Source organism: Gordonia sp. NPDC003422 (assembly GCF_053588675.1).
Map to the genome: position 1 here is coordinate 100,011 of NZ_JBSFQL010000008.1, position 20,589 is coordinate 120,599.

Here is a 20,589-nt window from a genome sequence, read left to right on the forward strand (position 1 = left end):
CCGTGATTCTGTAGAGACGAGCGCCCACTCCTCCACCGGCCGACGTACGAGCCTGCCCCCGCCGGCTGAGGTGCGAGCCTGCGAGCCTCGAAGCCCCTGGTGAGATGACATCGTTGGCTTACCAGGCCTTCGAGGCTCCTCGCTAGCGCTCGTCGCGCCTCAGGCAGCGGAATCCGGGACCAGGGAGCGGGGGTTCTCTCACTCGAGCGGGCGTGCGCCCAACTCTGATTGGAGCAGCTCGAGGGCGGCCTTCCCCGGGTCGTGCCGGCCTTCGGGTGTGGCCGCCTGGGCGTCGGCGACCATTTCCTCGCGTTCGTCCTGGGGGATGTCCTCATCGGCGCGCGGCGGCTCGGGCTCCTCGGGTTCGGCCACCGGCTCCGGTGCCGATTCCACCGATGACGTTGCAGCAGAAGGAGTTTGCGTGGCCGCTTGGCTGCGCCGTGCGTAGGTTTGCCGCGACTTGGCAGCCGACTGCGCAGGTTTCGCCGACGTACGCGCCTGGCCGGATGGCGCAGCGCCGCCACCGGGCGGCTGATGGATGGTCTGGACGTCGAACTCCGTCCCGAGGACATCCTTGAAGGCTTCCCTGATGATCGCGATGGCGTGCGGCGCCGACAACCGGCCGACGAGGATCTCCACCGGGTGCGACAAGATCACGGTCTGATCCTGCAGATCGTGGACGGTTGCCGACGACAGCATCGGCTCGACGGTCTTGCCCTGCGAACTGTGGCCACGCACGGCCGTGCGCACCTCCTGGAAGCGCTTGCGGAGCGTGTCCAGATCAAGCCCCGGAGCCGGCGGCTCTGCAGGCTCCGGTTCTGCCTTCGACGTGAGGCGCGGCCGGGGATCGTCGGGTGGTGCGTCGTAGTCGTCGGATGGTTCATCAGGAAGTGGAATATCGTCGGCTGCAGCAACTTCCGGCTCGGGCGTCAGTTCAGGTGTCGGTTGCTTCGGAACCGGCGTCGGCTCTGGCGTCTTCTCTGGCTCGGGCTCGGGTGCCGCCTCGGTGCGTGCCGCCGGTGTGCGCGCCGGAGGCTGCGGTGCCGTCGGCGTCCCGCCACCCCGAACCGCTTCTGCAGCAGTCGTATCCGCGACGACTGGAGCCGGCTCAGGCGTGACCACATCAGCCGGTTCAGCCACCACCACATCGGCCGGCGCAGCAGACTCTGCCGGCGCGAGCACGCGGTCGTCGGCCTCGGCCTCTTCGGCGGCGGTGCGTTCGGCAGCGGCCTGCTCCTTGGCCTCCTCGATCGCCTTGCGCTGGGACGCACGCACGAATTTCGGTTCCGGTTCCGGTTCGGCCGGGGTCGCCGGGATCGGAATCGATGTCCGTGCACCCGATTCCAGCCGCTCGAGACGCTGGAGCAACGCTGCGTCGTCCGCGGAGACCGCCGGCAGCAGCATGCGCGCACACATCACCTCGAGCAGCAGTCGCGGCGAGGTGGTGCCGCGCATCTCACCGAGCGCGGCGTGCGCGATCTCGGCGAACCGCGTCAGCGACGCAGACCCGAGCGACGCGATCTGGGCGTTCATCCGCGCGAGCTGGTCGCCGGGCGCCTCCACGAGCCCGCGATCGGCAGCGTCCGGAACAGCTTGCAGCAGAATGAGATCCCGCAGCCGCTCGAGGAGGTCGATGGCGAATCGGCGGGGATCGTGTCCGGCGTCGACGACCTTCTCGACCGTCCCGAACAGCTTCGCTCCGTCGGCTGTGGCAAGAGCGTCGATCGTGTCGTCGATCAGCGCGATGTCGGTGACACCCAGCAACGACAGCGCCCGATCGTAGGTGACTCCCTTCTCGTCGGCACCGGCGATGAGCTGATCGAGGACCGAGAGCGAATCTCGTGGCGACCCACCACCGGCACGGATCACCAGTGGAAAGACATCAGCCGCGACGGTCACATGCTCGCGTTCGCAGATGTTCTCCAGCAGCCCGCGCATCACCGGCGGCGCGAGCAACCGGAACGGGTAATGGTGCGTACGCGAACGGATGGTGGGCAGCACCTTCTCCGGCTCGGTCGTCGCGAACACGAAGATCAAGTGCTCCGGCGGTTCTTCGACGATCTTGAGCAGCGCGTTGAAGCCGGCCGTGGTGACCATGTGCGCCTCGTCGACGATGAACACCCGATAGCGCGACTCGGCCGGTGCATAGAATGCGCGGTCGCGAAGCTCGCGAGTGTCGTCGACGCCGCCGTGGCTGGCCGCGTCCAACTCGATGACGTCGAGATTGCCCGGCCCACCCGGCGCGAGCGCCTCGCACGACGAGCACACACCACACGGCGTCGACGTCGGTCCCTGCTCGCAATTGAGTGACCGCGCGAGGATGCGCGCCGACGACGTCTTGCCACAACCACGTGGCCCCGAGAAGAGGTATGCGTGATTGATTCGACCGGCGTCGAGTGCCCGGCTCAGCGGATCGGTGACATGCTCCTGACCGACGACGTCGGCGAACGTAGCCGGGCGATAGGTGCGATACAGGGCCACGCGTCGAGACTACCGGCGAACCCCGACAGTCCCCTGCCCGGTCCCACAGTCCGGTCCGCAACTCACCGACCGGTGTGATCAGTCCTTCTCGAGCAACGTCTCGGTGGCCGCCAACAGCACGCAGGTGGAGACCCCATCCATGGCGACGCGCAGGTCGTCGGTGCTCGGAAAGGTCGGCGCGAGACGGATGTTGCGGTCGTAGGGATCGTTCTTGTACGGGTAGGTCGACCCCGCCGCGGTCAGCGCGATGCCCGCTTCCTTGGCCAGCTGGATGGTCCGCTTGGCGGCACCGTCGAGCACGTCGAGGTTGATGAAGTAGCCACCCTCGGGTTCCGACCACGCCGCGACCTTGGACTCGGCGAGGCGGTCGGCGAGGATTTCGAGCACCAGCTTGAACTTGGGCGCGAGGATCTCGCGATGGCGGGCCATGTGGGCGCGCACCCCGGCGGCGTCGCCGAAGAAGCGCGCATGCCGGAGCTGGTTGACCTTGTCGGGGCCGATCGTCGTGAACGACAGATGCTTGGCGAACCAGTCGACGTTCGCGGGCGACGAGCCGAAGAACGCAACGCCTGCACCGGCGAAGGTGATCTTGGACGTCGAGCCCAGCACATACACGCGATTCGGATTCCCGGCCTGCGCGGCCATGTCGATCACGGGCAGCGGCGTGGGCGGTGCGTCGACGAGGGTGTGCACGGCGTAGGCGTTGTCCCAGTAGATGCGGAAGTCCGGTGCGGCCGGCATCTCCAGGAGCCCACGGGTGACCTCCTCGGTGAAGGTGACACCGGTGGGGTTGGAGTACGTGGGTACCGCCCACATGCCCTTGATGCTCGGGTCGTTGCGCGTCAACTCGGCACACGCGTCCACGTCGGGGCCGTTCGGCAGCATCGGCACCTCGATCATCTCGATGCCGTAGGTCTCGGTGATGGCGAAGTGCCGGTCGTATCCGGGGGCCGGGCACAGGAACTTCACCTTCTGTCCGTGCCATGGGGCATCGGAGTCCTGGGTTCCGGTCAGCAACGCGAACGCGGTGAGGTCGTGCATCAGCTCGAGGCTGGAGTTGCCGAAGGCGATCAGGTTCTTGGGGTCGACGGCGAGTAGTTCGCCGAAGATCTCGCGCAGCTCCGGCAGGCCGTTGATGCCGCCGTAGTTGCGAGTGTCGGTGCCCGCGGAGTCCTTGTACTCGTCACCCGGCAGCGACAGCAGATCGTTCGAGAGGTCCAGTTGCTCGGGCGCCGGCTTGCCGCGGGTGAGGTCGAGTTTGAGGCCGGCTGCGCACAGCTCGTCATAGAGCTTTCGCAGATCCTGCGCGGTGGCGTGAAGTTGATCCGAACTCATCGAATGGAAGTTCAACGTTGGCCCTCTCGCCGCAACGTCGGTGCGGGTGGCCGACGCCGCAAACCTGGATGATCGTGTCGGGGATAGGGGACCCCGCGCACCCGAGAGAGCCCGTTGACCCTTGCTGCCTTCCGGCCCTGGGGGAGTTCACAGGATGCACGCCGCGCGGGATCCGGAGACAAGTGTACCCACCCGATTTCGGCCGACGTCACTGACCCGAGATCACGGTGCGCAGATGCAGAAACCCCCGGTCACGCTCGCGCGTGCCCGGGGGTCTGATGTTGCATCATCTGGCGGAGGATAGGGGATTTGAACCCCTGAGGGCGTTAACCCAACCCGCGTTCCAGGCGAGCGCCATAGGCCACTAGGCGAATCCTCCAACTCCGCGATGATAGCGGTCCGGGCACCGCGGCCCAAAACCGACTGTCCCGCGTAGGTCTAGCGGAGGTAGCCCGGCAGGTACGAGACCGGCGCGACGGCGGTGGCGCGATCCGACGCCCCGGACGACACGATGCCGACGATGCGGCCGCTCGCGTCGCGCACTCCCGACCCGCTGTCCCCGGCCTTCGACAGCAGGCTGGTCCGGATGCTGATCGTCGAGTGCTGCAGCAGGAACGGCGGCGCGTAGACGAATCCGCGGGCCGTCCGCTTGGTCGGCTTGGGGTCGGTCACCACACCGCGACCGAAACCTGTGGTCACGCCGTTCTTGCTGACCGGCTGGCCGCGGAAGAACTGGCCGGACCAGTTGATGCGGTCGATCTGGACGCGCGCCCGCGGCACCAGGGTGATCACGGCGATGTCGAGGCCCTTGGCGATGCGATTGGCGGTGATGGTTCCGATCCGGTTTCCGCGGGCGTCGTAGACCCCGCGGCCGACCTCGCCGCAGTGGCCCGCGGTGAGTGCCTTGCGGGGCGAGAGGACTGCGCCGAGCGTGCATTCGCTGGCCGTCACGATCGTCTCCTCGACGTCGATCTCCATGCCTGACCGCACGGTCAGGGCGGGTGCCGCTTCGGCTGTGACCGCGGGTGCGGCCACCAATGCTCCGACAGACAGCAGCGCTCCGGCCAGAAACTTCATACGCATGTGTGATCCCCTCATCGTCATTGGTCCGTTCTCATCGGATCGTCATCGAGCGCGGGGCTCTCGAGGAGATCACCTTGCCGACGACGGTACCAGCGTCACACTGACACCAGTAGCCCCAACTATTCGCGGTATTAAACCACGGCTTTGCTGAACGAGGCGCGGGCTAGGGTGGAGTCATGACCGACCACAACGCGCCATACGTGATCCTGGGAGCCACCGGTGGACAGGGAGGAGCGGTGGTCGATGCGCTGCTCGACGCCGGCCGACCCGTGCGGGCCGTTGTGCGCGACGCAGAATCGGCGCGAGCAGTACGACTGGCCGAGCGTGGCGTCGAACTCGCGGTCGGCGACATGGTGACCGGAAACGGACTGACCGAGGCCTTCGACGGGGCCGCCGGCGTCTTCGGACTCACCACGCCGTTCGAGACCGGCGTCGACGCGGAGATCACCCAGGGCACCGCGCTCATCGCCGCGTCGAAACAGGCCGCGGTGCCCTACTTGGTGTTCTCATCGGTGGCGAGCGCGAACCTCGGTACGGGAGTACCGCATTTCGAGAGTAAGTTCGAGGTCGAGAAGTTGTTGGCGCAGAGCGACCTCCCGCACACCATCGTCGGCCCGACCTACTTCTACGACAACCTCCTCGGCGGAGCCGACGCCCTCGCCGCGGGCGTGATGCCCATCGCCATGCCCGCCGACAAAGAGCTGCAACAACTTTCGCGACGCGACCTGGGCCGGTTTGTCGCGACGCTGTTCGCGGATCCGCAAGCCCATGCCGGCGAGCGCTTCGACATCGCCTCCGACGCACCCACCCCCGCCGGGATGGCCACCACCCTCAGCGAGGTTCTCGGACGGCCGGTGCACGCCGAATCCTATGACCCCGAACGCATCTCATCACCCGACATGCGGGCGATGTTCACCTTCCTCAGCGGCGACGGCTACAGCGCGGACATCCCCGCCCTGCATGCACGCTTCCCCGACGTCGGATGGCAGTCCTTTGCCGAGTGGGCGGTCGGGGCGCTCTCGAAGAGTTAGGTGACCAATCCCGCTGACCTGGGCAAATGCGCTTGCGTCGTGCCCGCAAAATTAAGGGGAAGAACTTCCTCCCCTAACTTCCAAGTCGTCCCCGCGGATCCGTGCGGGTCGCCACCGACCTCGGCATCAGCGAGGCGCTCATCGGTCTGACGGTTATCGCGATCGGAACGTCGGCGCCCGAGTTCGTGACGACGGTCGTCTCGACCATTCGAGGAGATCGAGATCTGGCAATCGGCAACCTGATCGGGTCGAGCGTCTACAACATCACCTTCATTCTCGGAACAGCTGCTCTCGTGCGACCACTGGCGATCACCGACGATCTCATCCACGTCGACATACCGCTGATGACCGGGGTCGCGCTGCTCTGCATTCCCGTCTTCATCACGGGTCGACGCGTGTCCCGCCTGGAGGGCATCGCGTTTGTGGCGACCTACCTCGTGTACCTGACACTGGTCATCGCACTTCGCACCTGAATACCCGTCCACGGTCAAGGATCACAGGTCAGCGGGGCTGGTCACCAACCCTTCGAGTCAGCGACCCACCCGCCGCCTGCGGCGGCGATCGTGGAGGCGGGAAGAGGGCCGTGGAGCGCGACGCGGCGACGATGATCCACGAAAAATAGGGGAAGAAACTCGTCCCCTACCCCTGGAGTCCTCCCCGCGAATTTTCTCGCGGACGACTCAACAAGCAGGGGCAGAAAGTAGGGGAAGAACCTTCCCCTACTTTCAGTGGTCCGGCGCCTCGCTGACGTGGCCCGTTCGCCTGCCCTTCGAGGCATCCCTCGCCTGGCGCCTCGGGCACCTCAGAGCGGTGGGGTGGTGGACGCTTGTGTGCAGGTCAGAGCGCTAGTCACCGAACTCTTCGGGTCAAGACGCACGGTAAGCGGTTTTCGAAGCCCAGTCAGCGGTTTTCGACGCCCAGTCAGCGGTTTTCGACGCACGGTCAACGGATTGGGACGCACGGTCAGGTGCCCTCGATGCGGTTGCCCTTCTCGTCCCAGTGGTCGGCGACCTTCTTGCTCGGCTGTACCCGTGGCGGTTCGCCGGGCATCTTCGGGTAGCTCGGCGGATAGGGCATGTCGCCCAAGCCGTTCGCGTCGTCGGCTGCCACCATCTCGAGTAGTGGTTCCAGGCCTCGGCGGTGGCCGGCGATGTCGGCCCACGGGTCGCCGCGGTCGGCAACGAGCTTGGGGACGGTGGCCATCGTGCAGTCTTCCGGATCGACGTCGGCAAGCTCTGCCCACGTCACCGGCGTCGACACCCGGCCGGTCGGACTGCGCCGCACCGAGTAAGGCGAGGCCATCGTCCGGTCGCGGGCGTTCTGGTTGAAGTCGATGAAGATACGCTCGCCGCGCTCTTCCTTCCACCACGACGTAGTCACCGAATCCGGTTGTCGACGTTCGAGTTCGCGGGCCAATGCGATCACCGCACGGCGGGTCGCGATGAAATCCCACTTGGGTTCGATCGGCACGTACACGTGTACGCCACGGCCGCCGGAGGTCTTTGGATAGCCCGTGTAGCCCAACTCCTCCAGGAGCGGCCGCAGTCCGTCGATCGCGACGCGGCGCACATCGTCGAAGGTGGTGCCGGGTTGCGGGTCGAGGTCGATGCGCAGCTGGTCGGGATGATCGTTGTCGCCGTCCAGCGTGGGCCACGAATGAAACGTCACGGTTCCGAGATTGGCGGCCCAGACGATGTCGGCGGGGATGGTCGGACGGATCGCATCCCCGGTACGCCTGGAGGGAAAGACAATTCGAGTGGACTGCACATGCTCGGGCCGCTTCTTGGCGATGTGCTTCTGATAGATCTCCTCCCCGTCGACGCCGTCGGGGAAACGCTGCAGGAATGTCGGGCGATCCCGGAGTGCCCGCATGATCGGGCCGTACTCCGGCGCCCCATCGCCGAGCGCCATGCTTCGGTAATATCCGACGAGATCCCGTTTGCGGCCACCGTTCTCACCGAGTTCGGGGAAGTAGATCTTGTCGGGGTTGCTGAGTCGCACCGCGACACCGTCGACGTCGAGTTCCTCTGCGGGAGAACGGGATGCCATCTCAAGACCCTTCCAGGACGTCGTGTAGGTCGTAGGTGAGCGGCACCTCGAGCTGGTCGTAGCCACAGCTCTCCGGTTCCCGGTCGGGTCGCCACCGCAGGAACTTCACCGTGTGCCGGAACCGGTGGTTCTCCATCTGGTCGTAGGCGAACTCCGCCACCAGTTCTGGCCGGATCGGTATCCACTCCCCCGACTTCTCCGAGCGCCATCGCGTGGGTTCACCCAGCGACGGCTTGTCCGGGTCCTTGCGCATCGGCTCGAACATCTCCTGCAGCTCAATGCGTTTGGCGTCGGAGAAGGCACCCGCGCCGCCGACCATGTGCAGGTCGCCGTCGTCGGTGTAGAGACCGAGCAGCATTGATCCGAGACCAGTTCCGCTCTTGTGTACGCGGTAGCCGATGATCACACAGTCCGCGGTCCGCTTGTGCTTGACCTTGACCATTTCCCGCTTGTTCTGCAGATATCGACCGTCGAGCCGTTTGCCGACCACGCCGTCGAGCCCGGCACCCTCGAACGCCGAGAACCAGTCCTGCGCGACGGTAGGGTCGGTCGTCACCCGACTGACGTGGAACCGCCGATCACGGCCGGGTTCGACGACCGCGCGCAGCAGCGCCTCGCGTCGGACCTCGAAGGGTTCGTCCATCAGACTCGCCGATTCCAGCGCGAGAGCATCAAAGCCGATGAAGATGGCCGGCGTGGTTTCGGCCAGCATGTTCACCCGCGAGGCAGCCGGATGAATGCGTTGAGCCAGCGTGTCCCAATCCAGACGGTGGGTGTCGCCGGTGAGCGCGGGAACGCCGATCTCCCCGTCGAGCACCACCTTGTCGGGCAGTTCTTCGCGGGCCGCCGCGACGATCTCCGGGAAGTAGCGGGCCAGATCCTTACCGCCCCGCGATCCGATGCTCACCTCGTCGCCATCGCGAAAGATCAAAGCCCGAAAGCCATCCCATTTGGGTTCGTACGACCAGACGGGCGCGCCATCGGGTTGATCGGGAACCGCTGTGACCGCCTTCGCCAGCATCGGCGCGACCGGCGGCATGACCGGGAGATCCATGGGTGCCATCGTTCCTCACTCGTCGAACAAACCGCAACGGCGCGGCGGGTCGCCAAGACAGACCGGGCTGCGCGGCGGATCTCATCGCTGCGGTGACTTCTCCCGTCGCTTCGCTCGCCCCGACTTCCCCCGTCGCTTCGCTCGCCCCGACTTCCCCCGTCGCTTCGCTCGCCCCGACTTCCCCCGTCGCTTCGCTCGCCCCGACGGTAATCTCGTCGTCGATGCCTGACCCCAACGCCGGACGCTTTGCGCCGTCTCCTTCGGGAGATCTCCACGTCGGCAATCTCCGCACGGCGTTGCTCGCGTGGCTGTTCGCGCGCACCAGCGGACGGCGTTTCCTCCTGCGAATGGAAAACCTGGATCGTAGCGCTGCCGGTTCGGATCAACGCCAGATCGCCGACCTGACCTCGATGGGGATCGACTGGGAGCCGCCGGTCATCTATCAAACCGACCGCCTGGCGACGTATCGAGCGGTGATCGACCGCCTGCAGGCACAAAGCCGCACCTTCGAGTGCTACTGCACGCGACGCGAGATCCTCGAGGCGCCCTCCGCGCCGCACGCACCGCAGGGTGCCTACCCGGGTACCTGTCGCGACCTCACCGAGGCACAGAGGGCTGATCGTCGCTCCTCCGGACGTCCGCCCGCAATCCGAATACGTTCCGAGGTAACGCATTTCACGGTCGACGATATGCTGCACGGAACGTATGAGGGAGTGGTCGACGACTTCGTGGTGCAACGCAACGACGGGACCCCCGCCTACAACCTCGCAGTCGTCGTCGACGACGCCGCACAGGGAGTCGACCAAGTGGTCCGCGGCGACGACCTGCTCTCGTCGGCGCCGCGTCAGGCGTATCTGGCGACGCTGCTCGGCGCGACCCCGCCGACCTACGCACACGTCCCGATGGTGCTCAACGCCGAGCATGTTCGGCTGAGCAAACGCGACGGCGCCATCACGCTCCCCGACCTTGCCGACGCAGGCGTTCCGGTGGCGACCGTGCTCAGTCGGATCGCGTGCTCACTCGGTCTCGGTGGACGCGACGAGGCGGTCGGGGTGAACGTCCTGGCGCAGCGATTCGACCCTGAACGGCTACCCCGGGAGCCCTGGATTTTCACCGCCGACGAATGGGGCTGACGGCACCCACGCCCCCCGAGAACCGCCCCGCACTACCCCCCGCGACACGCCGCCAATACCGGCGTTTCGCCCGCAGCCGCACCTCGGAGGGTGGAAATCAGCGGCAGGTTTCCGGGGCGGATTCCAGGCCGATACAGCAACCTGCCTTCGGGTGCTCGTTGGTCAATACGACGCGTCAGTGCGCGGTCGAGAGCAGCCGCTGCAGCACGTCGTTGAGCGTGATCAGCCCGACCGCCCGGCCGTCATCGGTGACCAACGCGAGGTGAGTGCGGGTGCGACGCATGGTGGCGAGCGCGGCGTATACCGGTTCGTCGGACGGTACCGACAGGACCGGACGCATCAGTTCGGCGGCGCAGGCGTTGGACCGCAAGCTGTCACGCACGTGCACAACACCCTCGACCGACGCCCCAGCCTCCTTTGGCAGCACCAACAACCGCTGATGGCCCGACGTTCGTGCGGCGGTCTGGATCGCATCGGCGGTGGCGTCCGGGGTCACCGTGCCGACCAGCGCCGTGTTCTCCGACGCGACCACGTCGCCGACCGTCAGTGACTCGAGTTCCAGCGCACTCGTGAGGTGCGCGTGATACCGCTCGTCGAGCGTGCCGACCGTCGCGGAGTGTTCCACGAGATGCTTCAGAGCGTCGCTGTCCTGGCCGGTTGCGACCTGGTCGACCGGGTCCACGCCCACCTTGCGCAGGCACCAGTTGGCCAGGCGGTTGAGCTGCACGATCACCGGCCGCGTCACCCACATGAAGGCACGCATCGGCACGGCCAGCAAGATCGCCGAACGTTCCGGATGGGCGATCGCCCACGACTTGGGCGCCATCTCGCCGACCACGAGGTGTAAGAACGTGACGACGATCAGCGCCAGCACAAAGCCCGCGACATCGGCCAACCACAAGGGCGCGCCCCACCCGGAGATGGCGGGCGTGAGCCAGTGGTGCACAGCGGGTTTGGTGATCGCACCGAGCGCCAGCGTGCACAACGTGATGCCCAGCTGAGATCCGGCGAGCAGCACCGACAACTCGGAGGCACTCCGCAACGCCGCGCGAGCGCTCCGACTCGTCGACGCCGCATCCTCCAACCGGTGACGGCGGGCAGCGATCAGTGCGAACTCGACCGCCACGAAAAAGGCGCTTGCCGCGATCAACGCGACGGTGGCGACCAACACGACCCAGGGATTACTCATCGTCGGCCTCCGGTTGTGCCAGCAGCACCAGCGATGGCACGTGTCTGCGCACCTCGAGAACGGTCGCCACGATGTGTTCGTTCGGCGTGTTCTCGTCGTCGGCGAGGGCGGCGGCATCGGGAGCGAGTTCGATCGTCACCTGATCGCCGACTTTCGGCAGTCCCACAAAGGTCGCGATGACCAGACCGGAGACGGTTTCGTAGTCACCTTCTGGCAGGTCACGACCGATCGTCCGCGACACCTCGTCAAGGTGCGCGTCGCCACGGACGCGCCACCCGTCGTCGGCGCGTGCGATGGCATCTGACGACACGTCGTCGTGTTCGTCGTCGATCTCGCCGACAACTTCTTCGGCGATGTCCTCGGCGGTCACGATGCCGGCGAATCCGCCGTATTCGTCGATGACGACCGCCATTTCGTCGTCGGCAGCCGCGAGTTGTTCGAGAACCTCGGGCAGCGGCAGGGTCGACGGCACGACGACCGCGGCTCGGGACAGGTCGTCGGCGGTCGCATCTGGGTCCGATTGTGCGGGACGGTTTTTCACGGCATCCGACCACTCGAGCACGTCGTGCAGGTGCACGATGCCTCCGACCTCGTCACCGGTCTGGTCGATCACCGGGTAGCGCGTGTGCCCGGTGCTCATCGCCGCGATGACCTCCGACGCCGGCGTCGCGCCGTCGAGATGGTCGACGGCCGGGCGCGGGATCATGGCGTGTTCCGCGGTTCGGGTCGGGAAGTCGAGCACCCGATCCAGGAGGACCGACAGGTCGGCGGGCAGCTCACCCGCGTCGCGAGACTCGGCGACGATGTGCTCGAGGTCGCGCACCGACGCCGAATGCTCGACGTCGTGTACGGGTTCGATGCGCAGCGCGCGCAGGAGCAGATTCGACGACTTGTCGAAGAGCGCGATCAGCCAGCCGAACACGGCGAGATACGCGGTTGTCGAGCGTGCGAGCCAGCGGGCGACCGGTTCGGGCCGGGCGATCGCGAGGTTCTTCGGGAACAGCTCACCGGCGACCATCTGGACGACGGTGGAGAACAGGAGGGCGATCACGGTGCCGATCGCGACACCGATACCGACTGGAATTCCCACGTCGCCGAGCAGGTCACCGACCCCGCTGCCGATGAGCGGCTCGGCCACGTAACCCACGAGAAGACCGGTGACGGTGATCCCCAATTGCGCGCCCGAGAGCATGAACGACGTTCGACGCGTGACCGACAGGGCACGGCGTGCGGCGGCGTCACCGGAGGCGGCACGCGCCTTGAGTCGCGACCGGTCGACCGCCATGTAGGCGAATTCCTGGGCCACAAAATAGCCGGTCAGCGCGGTGATCGCGGCGACCACGAGGATGCCGATGAAGATTCCGAGCAGGGTCAGCAGCATGATGCCGCCCAGTCACCAGAAGAGGTAGATCGTCGTCGTCGGCGTTTTCGGCGCTTGGCGCGTCGTCTCATCGCTGCTTTCGTAAAGAGATGGTCAAGAGAATTCCAGGGTGCCTGAAGAACGAGCACCTTCGCAAACTCAACGACTTTTGGGCGACGAGAGTTCCTGGCCACAATGACCAGTCCCGCGGCCAACGGACAAACTGCCCCGTCGCTTCGCTCGCCCCGATGCCGATAGAGTTCGCGTTCACAACCGCACGTACACACCTGACAGGGAGAACCCGATGAGACGACCACGGATTCGGGTGCGAGCGGCGACCATCCTCGTCACCGCTCTGCTGGCCGGAGTCGGCACGATGTCGGTACCAACGCCGGCCCAGGCAGCGCCCGCCGCGTCGGCGGCCCAGGCAGCGACCAACGGCTACATCTACGGCGTGGCTCCCGTCGCCGTCGTGCGAACCCGATCCACCCTGCTGTGCAACCGCGCCCCGAACACGCTGATCAACCTCCCGATCACCGCCAACCCGTTGATCCGGCAGATCGTCGCACCGAACTCGGACACGCTGTACAGCAACGCTTTTCTCGATCTCCGCCGCGGCCCGGTGACCCTGAGCCATCCCGCGTCCCACGGGCGCTACGTCGTTCTGCAGTTCTTGGACATGTACACCAACGTCATCGGCAACGTCGGCAGCCGGACCGCCGGTTTCGGTCCGACGTCGGTGACCGTCGTTCCACCGGGCTATCGCGGGCCGATACCTGCGGGCTCACGACGTCTGTCGTCGACGACGTGGGATGTGTGGATGCTCGGCCGGATACTCGCGACCGGCAACCAGCGTCCGCTCGCCCAGGTGTTGCAGGCCCAGACCCGGCTGAGCGTCGGGAAGCGAATCGGCTATCCGGCAGCGGTGCCACCGCGTCTGAAGACCCCGACCTGCACCGGACGTTCTCCCCAGAAGCTCAACGCGAACGGCACGGTGTTCTTCGACGAACTCGCCGATGTGCTTGCCTCGAACCCGCCGCCGGCGGCCGATCGAGCGGCGGTGGCGTCGTTGGCCAGCGTCGGCGTGCGGCCGGGCGCCCGGCCGAGTGCCGGACCACACGCCGACGCTCTCGCGGCAGGCATGGCAGCGGGCACCCGAGCCGTCGACGACGCGGTGGGCAACGACCTCATTCACCGCGGCGCGTGGACGACGCTGGCGACAGCCGGCCATTTCGGGACCGACTTCTCGACGCGCGCTGCCGTCGCCCGGTGGGCGCTGGCCGCCAACGAGGAGATCGAGTCGAGGTACTTCCTGAGCGCGACCGACAGCACGGGCGCCGCGCTCACCGGGTCGAAGCGGTATGTCATCCACCTACCCGCCCGCAGTCCGCTGGTCCCCGTCGATCCAGGCCGTGGCGGATGGTGGTCGGTCACGATGTACGACACGTCAAACTTCTTGGTACCCAACCTGATCGGGCGCTACTCATTGGGCAGCAACCCGGCCGCGCTGACCCGCAACCGCGACGGATCTGTCGACATCGTGTTGTCGTCGACGGCGCCGCGCGACGTGCGGATGTTCCCGAACTGGCTGCCCGCACCGAGGGGCGGATTCCGGCTCATCGTCCGGCAGTACGTGCCGACCGATCTGCAGTGGTTCCCGCCATCACCGAAACCGGTGGGGTAAACGGGAACTCAGCGCGACCCGGCGTAGTACCGCCCAAGGAACTCGTCGCGATACTCGAAGAACCGGCCGTCGACGATGGCTTGCCGTGCTCCGTCGACGAGTTGGACGACGAACGACACGTTGTGCAGTGTCGCCAGCGTCGCGGCGAGTCCTTCTTTCGCCTTGAACAGGTGATGCAGGTACGCGCGGCTGTATTGCGATGTGTAGTTGTCGATCTCGGGGTCGAGTGGCCGAAAGTCGCTGCGGTAGCGAGCATTGGTGATGTTGTACCGACCGTCGAGCGAGTAGATGGCTCCATTGCGGGCGACGCGCGTCGGCGAGACGCAGTCGAAGGTGTCGGCGCCGTTCTCGATGGCGGTGAAGATGTCGTCGGGTTCGCTGATGCCGAGCAGATGCTTCGGCGACTCCTCGGGCAGTTCCTCGTTGACCCAGCCGACGATGGTTCCGAGGTCGTCCTTGGTGAGCGCGCCCCCGATGCCGTAGCCACCGAATCCGCGTCCGCCTTCAGCCTGATCGCGTCGGCTCATCTCGACGAGGTCGCGGGCCGCCTTGCGGCGCAGGTCCTCGTACTGCGCACCCTGAACAACGGCCCACAGCGACTGCAGCGGGCGATGCGAACGCGCCGCGGTCAGCCGATTGTGTTCGGCGAGACAGCGAATCGCCCACAACCGGGTTCGCTCCAACGAATTCTCCTGGTACTCACGAGTGTTCATCAGTGTGGTCAGCTCGTCGAACGCGAAGATGATGTCGGCACCGAGCTGATGCTGTATCTGCATCGACACCTCGGGCGTCAACCGGTGCGCCGAACCGTCGAGATGCGACTTGAAGGTCACACCGTCGTCGTCGACCCGGGACAGACGCTCTTTTCCGTTGGCGGTCAGGTCGTCGTCGGGAGTGTGGTCGGCGTCCATCGAGATGACCTTTTTGAATCCCACTCCCAGGGACATCACCTGAAATCCACCACTGTCGGTGTAGGTGGGACCCGGCCAGTTCATGAACGCGCCGAGTCCGCCGGCCTCGTCGATGATCTCCGGTCCCGGTTGCAGATACAGGTGGTAGGCGTTGGCCAACACGGCTTGCGCACCGAGAGCGGCCACCGACTCCGGCAGCACGGTCTTGACCGTCGCCTTGGTCCCGACCGGCACGAATGCGGGAGTGTGGATCTCGCCGTGCGGGGTGCTGATCACCCCGGTGCGGCCCAAGGAATCGGGCAGCCGGGTACCGAGGGTGAATCCATGGTCTGCCGGGGTCGTGCTCATCGGTGCATCTTCGCAGGTCCACTCCATCAGGCCCAAAACGGCGACCCGGAGAAGGACACGTGCGATGCCGGGTTCGCTACGGTGAAACACATGTTGCTTTCCCGAAATCGGATCCTGCCCGTCGGCGTGCTCGGCGCCGGTGCCCTGAGCCTCGCCCTGCTCGGTTGCGGCTCCGAACAGGAGGTCGCAAGTTCGACGACCGCGTCCGAGCCACCCGCCCTGTCGTCGAGCGCACCCGTGGTCGGAGGTCCTCGTCCGGCCTCGTCGGCCGCAGAGTCGTCGGCATCGAAGCCGGGCGGTGCCGCCCAGGAGTGCGGCAAGATTCCGGGTCCCGACGGATCGCTGCGCATTCTTGTCCTCGCCGGCAACGTCAACTGTGACACCGCAAAGCAACTGGCCACCGACTACGGGCCGAAGATCGCCACCGGTGAGCAGCAGACCGTGAACGGCTGGACATGCGGGCCGTCGGAGATCGAGGGCATGCTGGCCGCCTGCGTGCGCGGAAACGACGCGGTCGGCTTCACGCCCTAGCTTGACCCTGACGCGACGTGAGGCCCGACAGTGTCTGATGTGAGCGATGGAAAGCAGATACGCGACCTCACCGTCGGTGGGGTCTCCGGTCTGGTCGGCGTGAGTGTGCGCACCCTGCACCACTACGACCGCATCGGATTGGTGACACCGTCGGGCCGGACGCCCGCGGGCTACCGCGTCTACGACGACGCCGACATCGAGCGTCTCCACCAGGTACTGACCTACCGGGAGCTGGGCTTTCCGCTCGAGCAGATCGCGACCCTGCTCGACGATCCGGACACCGACATGCTCACTCGCCTGGGAGACCAGCGTGATCAACTCCGTGCCCGGATCGATCGCCTGCACCGGATGGTCGCCGCTGTGGAGGAACTCATGAATGCGAAGAAGACCGGAATCCAGTTGACCGCTGCCGAGCAGGCCGAGATCTTCGGCGACGACTGGCTCGGCGACGAGTACGCCGCCGAGGCGGAGGAACGCTGGGGCGACACCGACGCCTGGAAGCAGAGCAGGCAGCGCACGTCGTCGTTCACCAAGGACGATTGGCAGCAGATCAAGGCCGACACCGACGCCTTCGAGGCGCGGGTCGCCGACGCCATGCGACGCGGCGTCGACCCGGGCACCGACGAGGCGAATGCGCTGGCCGAAGCGCATCGCGCGTCGATCGAGCGGTTCTACGACTGCAGCCGCGAGATGCAGGTGTGCCTGGCCGACATGTACGTCGCCGACCCGCGGTTCACCGAGCACTACGACGCGGTAGCCCCCGGCCTCGCGAACTACCTGCGCGAGGTGATCGTCGCCAACGCCGCGTTTGATGCTGGTTGATGCCCTAGATCCGAGTCACTCTGCGGCGTAGATCTACGGCACCGATTGGCCGTCAGTCCAGCAACGCCTGCGCGACGCGTTCGAGTGCCGCGACGCGACTGCCCTTGACGAGCACCGCGTCGCCGGCCTCGAGCCGGGAAAGCTCTGCGACCGCGGCCTCGACGTCGGGCACGTGCCGGACGTCGGGACCGTAGGACGGCTCGCCGACCGCGATCACCTCGACACCGAGTTCGCGTGCCTGCAGTGCGATCGCCTCGTGTTGGGATGCGGAGTCGTCGCCGAGTTCGGCCATCGTGCCGAGCACCGCCACCCGCCGGCGAACGTCGAGCGCGACGAGCGACCGCAACGCCGCCACCATCGACGTCGGGTTGGCGTTGTAGGCATCGTTGAGGATCGTCACGCCACCGTCGGTGGTCACCAGTTCCATCCGCAACCCAGACAACGCGGCGCCGAACAGGCCGTCGGCCATTGCGTCGACCGGCACGCCCAGCCATCCGGCTGCAGCGACGGCGGCGAGCGCGTTGGGAACCTGGTGTTCACCGCGCGCACCGAGTCGGATGTCGGACTCACCCCAGGGTGTGTGCAGGCGGAACGACGCCCGCAGCTCGTCGTCGAGCACGACGCCCGAGGCGTACACGTCGGCCGCGGCCGTCAGGCCGAAGGTCAGGACGGCGGCGTCGGTGCGGTCGGCCATTGCGGCGACATGCTTGTGGTCGGCGTTGAGCACCGCGAGGCCGGCGACCGGCAACGCCTCGACGAGTTCTCCCTTCGCCCGCGCAACGGACTCGATGTCGCCGAACAACTCCAGGTGCACACCTTCGACGCGGGTGATGATCCCGACGGTCGGACGGGCGATGCTGCACAGCAGGTCGATGTGCCCGATACCGCGGGCACCCATCTCGACGACCACCGCCTCGGTGTCGTCGGGCGCATTGGCCAGGGTCAGCGGGAGCCCCAGTTCGTTGTTGAACGACTTGGCGCTGGCTGTGGTCCGGAAGGTGGTCGACAGAACCCCGGCAAGCAGGTCTTTGGTGGAGGTCTTCCCCACCGAACCGGTCACCCCGACCACCCGCCCGGGGAGGCGGTCGCGCATTGCTCCACCGAGGTCGGCGAGCGCTGCAGCGGTGTCCTCCACGACGATGGCGGTCCGTGCTTCCGCTCCCGGCACCACACCGGCCGAACTCAGATATGCCACCGCGCCCGAGCCGATGGCCGACGGGACGAACTCGTGCCCGTCGCGCGCCGCGACAATCGGCACGAACAACTGCCCGCTGGTCACCGATCGTGAGTCGATGCTCACGCCGTCGATCTCGACGTCGTCGCCGACCATCCGTCCACCGACCGCTGCTGCGACCTCACTCGCCATGACATGCACGACGTTCACGCTATCGGAGGCGGCACGCCGAGAGCACGCCACGCCGGGGCCGTATCGTGACACCCATGTCCACTCCGTTGCTGCGCCTGGTCGTCCTCTTCGGTGGTGCGTCCGCCGAACACGACGTCTCGCGCGTCACCGCTGCGCACGTGCTCGGCGCCGCCGACCGCACCAAGTACGACCTGGTCCCGATCGGTATCGCCAAGGACGGGACTTGGCTGCGCAACGACAAGGCGGTGGCTGCACTCGCCGACGGAACGCCGCTGCCCGATGCCTTGGAGGTGGCCGGAACGGTCGTCGACCCGCTCACCGAACTACGTGGCCACGCCGATGCCTCGGTCACCGTCGTGCTCCCGCTGCTGCACGGACCGCACGGCGAGGACGGGACCATCCAGGGGATGCTCGAACTGTTCCGCCTGCCCTACGTTGGGGCCGGCGTGTTGTCGTCCGCGGTCTGCATGGACAAGGCGATGGCCAAGATCGTCGCCGAACAGGCCGGGATCCCGCAGTGCCGCTGGATCGAGTTCCGCGACGGCATCGACGACCCGAACACCATCACCACGCACGCAGTCGAGGAACTCGGCCTGCCGATCTTCGTGAAGCCCGCCAATCTGGGCTCGTCGGTCGGGATCAGCAAGGCTCACGACGAGAGCGAACTCGACGCTGCGATCAATCTCGCACTCCGCTACGACAACGTCGTCATCCTCGAAGAGTCGGTGACCGGCCGTGAGATCGAGGTGGCCGTCCTCGGTGACACCGCACCGGAGACATCGGTGCCGGGCGAAATCGAACCGGGCAGCGAATTCTATGACTACGAGGACAAATACATCACCGGCGCCGCAAAGCTGGTGATCCCGGCGCCGTTGTCTCCCGAAGCCGCACACGACGTGCAGCAGCTGGCGGCACGAATCTTCACCGCGATGCGCTGCACCGGGATGGCACGCGTCGACTTCTTCTACGAGGAGTCCGGACGCGGTTGGCTCCTCAACGAGGTGAACACCATCCCCGGCTTCACCCCCGGTTCGATGTACCCCAAACTGTGGGACGCGTCGGGCATCAACTATCCCGATCTGATCGACCAGCTGGTCACGCTCGCGCTCACCGTGCATCAACGCAAAGTCGGGTTCTCGACCGAGCACTGACGCCTTCGACTCGCCAAGGATCGCGATACTCGTTGGGAGCCATTCGCATCGACGTGTCGTAGCATCGACCGTGTGACCGACACCACGCCAACCCGGCCACTGCGTGTGCTGGTCTACTCCGACGACGCCGACACCCGCGCACAGGTCATCAACGCGCTCGGCACCCACCCCGACCCTGCGCTTCCCGAACTGAGCTTCATCGAGGTCGCGACGGCACCGATGGTGTTCTCCCAGCTCGACGCCGGCGTCATCGACGCCGTGATCGCCGACGGCGAGGCCACCCCCGCGGGCGGCATGGGCATCGCCAAGCAAATGAAAGACGAGCTCGACCCCTGTCCGCCGACGATGGTCCTGCTCGGCCGGGCCGACGACCGCTGGCTCGCCGACTGGTCACGCGCCGACGCATCGTCGACGCTGCCGGTCGACCCTATTGCGCTGCCAAATGCCTTTGTGCAAATGGTGAAGACCTCGAAGGTTGATCGCGGCTGAGAGGGCTCTCGACACGAGCCTCGCTTCGCTCGGTGTCGGCTCGACTTCGCGGGGCCGCGCGACATGTCGGTGAAAAGTCGCGTGCTAGGTCACACCGTCTGTAGGGTTGTGTTGTAGCTCACATCAGCCTTGGCTACGGGGAGGCTCCACCCTATGAACGCTTACGTCCCGATCATGGTGCTCGGGGCGATCGGTGCGGCCTTCGCGGTGTTCTCGGTGTTCATCGCGGTGGCGATCGGCCCAAAGCGGTACAACCGCGCCAAACTCGAACCGTACGAATGCGGTATCGAACCGGTGGAGCAGAGTCTCGTCTCCGGCGACGCGCGGCGACGCAACGCGGGAGCCGTAGTGGTCGGGCCGGTACATCGGGTGCCGGTCAAGTACTACCTGACCGCGATGTTGTTCATCATCTTCGACATCGAGATCGTCTTCCTCTACCCGTGGGCGGTCGCGTTCGACGCGTTGGGCTGGTTCGGGTTCCTGGCCATGACGCTGTTCATCGTCAATGTCTCCGTCGCCTACGCCTACGAGTGGCGACGCGGGGGACTGAGCTGGGACTAGGGGCACAACGC

General features: G+C 66.4%; 17 protein-coding genes, 1 tRNA gene, 1 other RNA gene and 1 pseudogene. 9 read left to right on the top strand and 11 right to left on the bottom strand.

What is annotated here, in order from left to right:
• Nucleotides 1-198: 198 nt before the first annotated feature.
• The 5 genes from ACWDTF_RS09150 to ACWDTF_RS09170 all read right to left on the bottom strand — a co-directional run bounded on the left by ACWDTF_RS09150 (nt 199) and on the right by ACWDTF_RS09170 (nt 4,899).
• Nucleotides 199-2,481, bottom strand: coding sequence for a DNA polymerase III subunit gamma and tau (locus tag ACWDTF_RS09150; RefSeq protein WP_449754306.1), 2,283 nt, complete (start codon nt 2,479-2,481; stop codon nt 199-201).
• Nucleotides 2,482-2,559: 78 nt separating this feature from the next.
• On the bottom strand, nt 2,560-3,831 hold the full coding sequence (locus ACWDTF_RS09155; protein ID WP_276614559.1) for an aminotransferase class I/II-fold pyridoxal phosphate-dependent enzyme: 1,272 nt from the start codon (nt 3,829-3,831) through the stop codon (nt 2,560-2,562).
• Between the two features lie 67 nt (nt 3,832-3,898).
• An RNA gene (gene ffs / locus ACWDTF_RS09160) (signal recognition particle sRNA small type) lies at nt 3,899-3,993 on the bottom strand.
• A 114-nt stretch (nt 3,994-4,107) separates the two neighbouring features.
• Nucleotides 4,108-4,195, bottom strand: a tRNA-Ser gene (locus ACWDTF_RS09165).
• Nucleotides 4,196-4,254: 59 nt separating this feature from the next.
• Nucleotides 4,255-4,899 carry a S1 family peptidase gene (locus ACWDTF_RS09170; RefSeq protein WP_240856275.1) on the bottom strand — a complete coding sequence of 215 codons (645 nt, stop codon included), beginning with the start codon at nt 4,897-4,899 and terminating at the stop codon, nt 4,255-4,257.
• A gap of 176 nt (nt 4,900-5,075) precedes the next feature.
• Between ACWDTF_RS09170 and ACWDTF_RS09175 the strand changes: the two genes are divergently transcribed.
• Together ACWDTF_RS09175 and ACWDTF_RS09180 are read left to right on the top strand one after the other, a co-directional pair.
• Nucleotides 5,076-5,930 (top strand): NmrA/HSCARG family protein, encoded by an 855-nt coding sequence (locus ACWDTF_RS09175; protein WP_240856276.1) that lies wholly within the window; start codon nt 5,076-5,078, stop codon nt 5,928-5,930.
• A 95-nt stretch (nt 5,931-6,025) separates the two neighbouring features.
• Nucleotides 6,026-6,403, top strand: a pseudogene (locus ACWDTF_RS09180) (sodium:calcium antiporter); the annotation flags it as partial.
• Nucleotides 6,404-6,893: 490 nt separating this feature from the next.
• Here the strand turns inward: ACWDTF_RS09180 and ACWDTF_RS09185 are convergent.
• Entirely contained in the window at nt 6,894-7,979 is a 1,086-nt protein-coding gene (locus ACWDTF_RS09185; protein WP_355272840.1) for a DNA polymerase domain-containing protein, read from the bottom strand.
• Nucleotide 7,980: 1 nt separating this feature from the next.
• Nucleotides 7,981-9,033, bottom strand: coding sequence for an ATP-dependent DNA ligase (locus ACWDTF_RS09190; protein WP_240856327.1), 1,053 nt, complete (start codon nt 9,031-9,033; stop codon nt 7,981-7,983).
• Between the two features lie 221 nt (nt 9,034-9,254).
• Here ACWDTF_RS09190 and gluQRS point away from each other — a divergent pair, with 221 nt between their 5' ends.
• Nucleotides 9,255-10,166, top strand: coding sequence for a tRNA glutamyl-Q(34) synthetase GluQRS (gluQRS, locus tag ACWDTF_RS09195; protein ID WP_240856280.1), 912 nt, complete (start codon nt 9,255-9,257; stop codon nt 10,164-10,166).
• Nucleotides 10,167-10,341: 175 nt separating this feature from the next.
• Here gluQRS and ACWDTF_RS09200 read toward each other — a convergent pair whose 3' ends face one another.
• Nucleotides 10,342-11,355 (bottom strand): hemolysin family protein, encoded by a 1,014-nt coding sequence (locus tag ACWDTF_RS09200; RefSeq protein ID WP_355272836.1) that lies wholly within the window; start codon nt 11,353-11,355, stop codon nt 10,342-10,344.
• Nucleotides 11,348-12,733 carry a hemolysin family protein gene (locus ACWDTF_RS09205; RefSeq protein WP_355272852.1) on the bottom strand — a complete coding sequence of 462 codons (1,386 nt, stop codon included), beginning with the start codon at nt 12,731-12,733 and terminating at the stop codon, nt 11,348-11,350. The genes ACWDTF_RS09200 and ACWDTF_RS09205 overlap by 8 nt, the downstream gene beginning before the upstream one ends.
• A 286-nt stretch (nt 12,734-13,019) precedes the next feature.
• Between ACWDTF_RS09205 and ACWDTF_RS09210 the strand changes: the two genes are divergently transcribed.
• Nucleotides 13,020-14,399: a DUF1254 domain-containing protein gene (locus ACWDTF_RS09210; RefSeq protein ID WP_355272833.1), complete on the top strand. Its 1,380-nt coding sequence runs from the start codon at nt 13,020-13,022 to the stop codon at nt 14,397-14,399.
• Nucleotides 14,400-14,407: 8 nt separating this feature from the next.
• Here the strand turns inward: ACWDTF_RS09210 and tgt are convergent, their stop codons facing one another.
• On the bottom strand, nt 14,408-15,658 hold the full coding sequence (gene tgt, locus ACWDTF_RS09215; protein WP_355272830.1) for a tRNA guanosine(34) transglycosylase Tgt: 1,251 nt from the start codon (nt 15,656-15,658) through the stop codon (nt 14,408-14,410).
• A 90-nt stretch (nt 15,659-15,748) separates the two neighbouring features.
• Between tgt and ACWDTF_RS09220 the strand changes: the two genes are divergently transcribed.
• Together ACWDTF_RS09220 and ACWDTF_RS09225 are read left to right on the top strand one after the other, a co-directional pair.
• Nucleotides 15,749-16,189: a hypothetical protein gene (locus tag ACWDTF_RS09220; protein WP_355272827.1), complete on the top strand. Its 441-nt coding sequence runs from the start codon at nt 15,749-15,751 to the stop codon at nt 16,187-16,189.
• A gap of 39 nt (nt 16,190-16,228) precedes the next feature.
• Nucleotides 16,229-17,011, top strand: a complete 783-nt coding sequence (locus tag ACWDTF_RS09225; protein WP_355272824.1) for a MerR family transcriptional regulator — start codon at nt 16,229-16,231, stop codon at nt 17,009-17,011.
• Between the two features lie 52 nt (nt 17,012-17,063).
• Here the strand turns inward: ACWDTF_RS09225 and ACWDTF_RS09230 are convergent, their stop codons facing one another.
• Nucleotides 17,064-18,386 carry a UDP-N-acetylmuramoyl-tripeptide--D-alanyl-D-alanine ligase gene (locus tag ACWDTF_RS09230; RefSeq protein WP_240856286.1) on the bottom strand — a complete coding sequence of 441 codons (1,323 nt, stop codon included), beginning with the start codon at nt 18,384-18,386 and terminating at the stop codon, nt 17,064-17,066.
• 65 nt (nt 18,387-18,451) lie between these two features.
• Here ACWDTF_RS09230 and ACWDTF_RS09235 point away from each other — a divergent pair, with 65 nt between their 5' ends.
• From ACWDTF_RS09235 to ACWDTF_RS09245, 3 genes are all read left to right on the top strand, one after another.
• Nucleotides 18,452-19,528, top strand: a complete 1,077-nt coding sequence (locus ACWDTF_RS09235; RefSeq protein WP_240856287.1) for a D-alanine--D-alanine ligase family protein — start codon at nt 18,452-18,454, stop codon at nt 19,526-19,528.
• A 72-nt stretch (nt 19,529-19,600) separates the two neighbouring features.
• A complete protein-coding gene (locus tag ACWDTF_RS09240) occupies nt 19,601-20,017 on the top strand; it encodes a hypothetical protein (protein ID WP_240856288.1) in 417 nt (138 codons plus the stop codon).
• A gap of 153 nt (nt 20,018-20,170) precedes the next feature.
• Nucleotides 20,171-20,578 (top strand): NADH-quinone oxidoreductase subunit A, encoded by a 408-nt coding sequence (locus ACWDTF_RS09245; protein WP_240856289.1) that lies wholly within the window; start codon nt 20,171-20,173, stop codon nt 20,576-20,578.
• Nucleotides 20,579-20,589 lie beyond the last annotated feature (11 nt).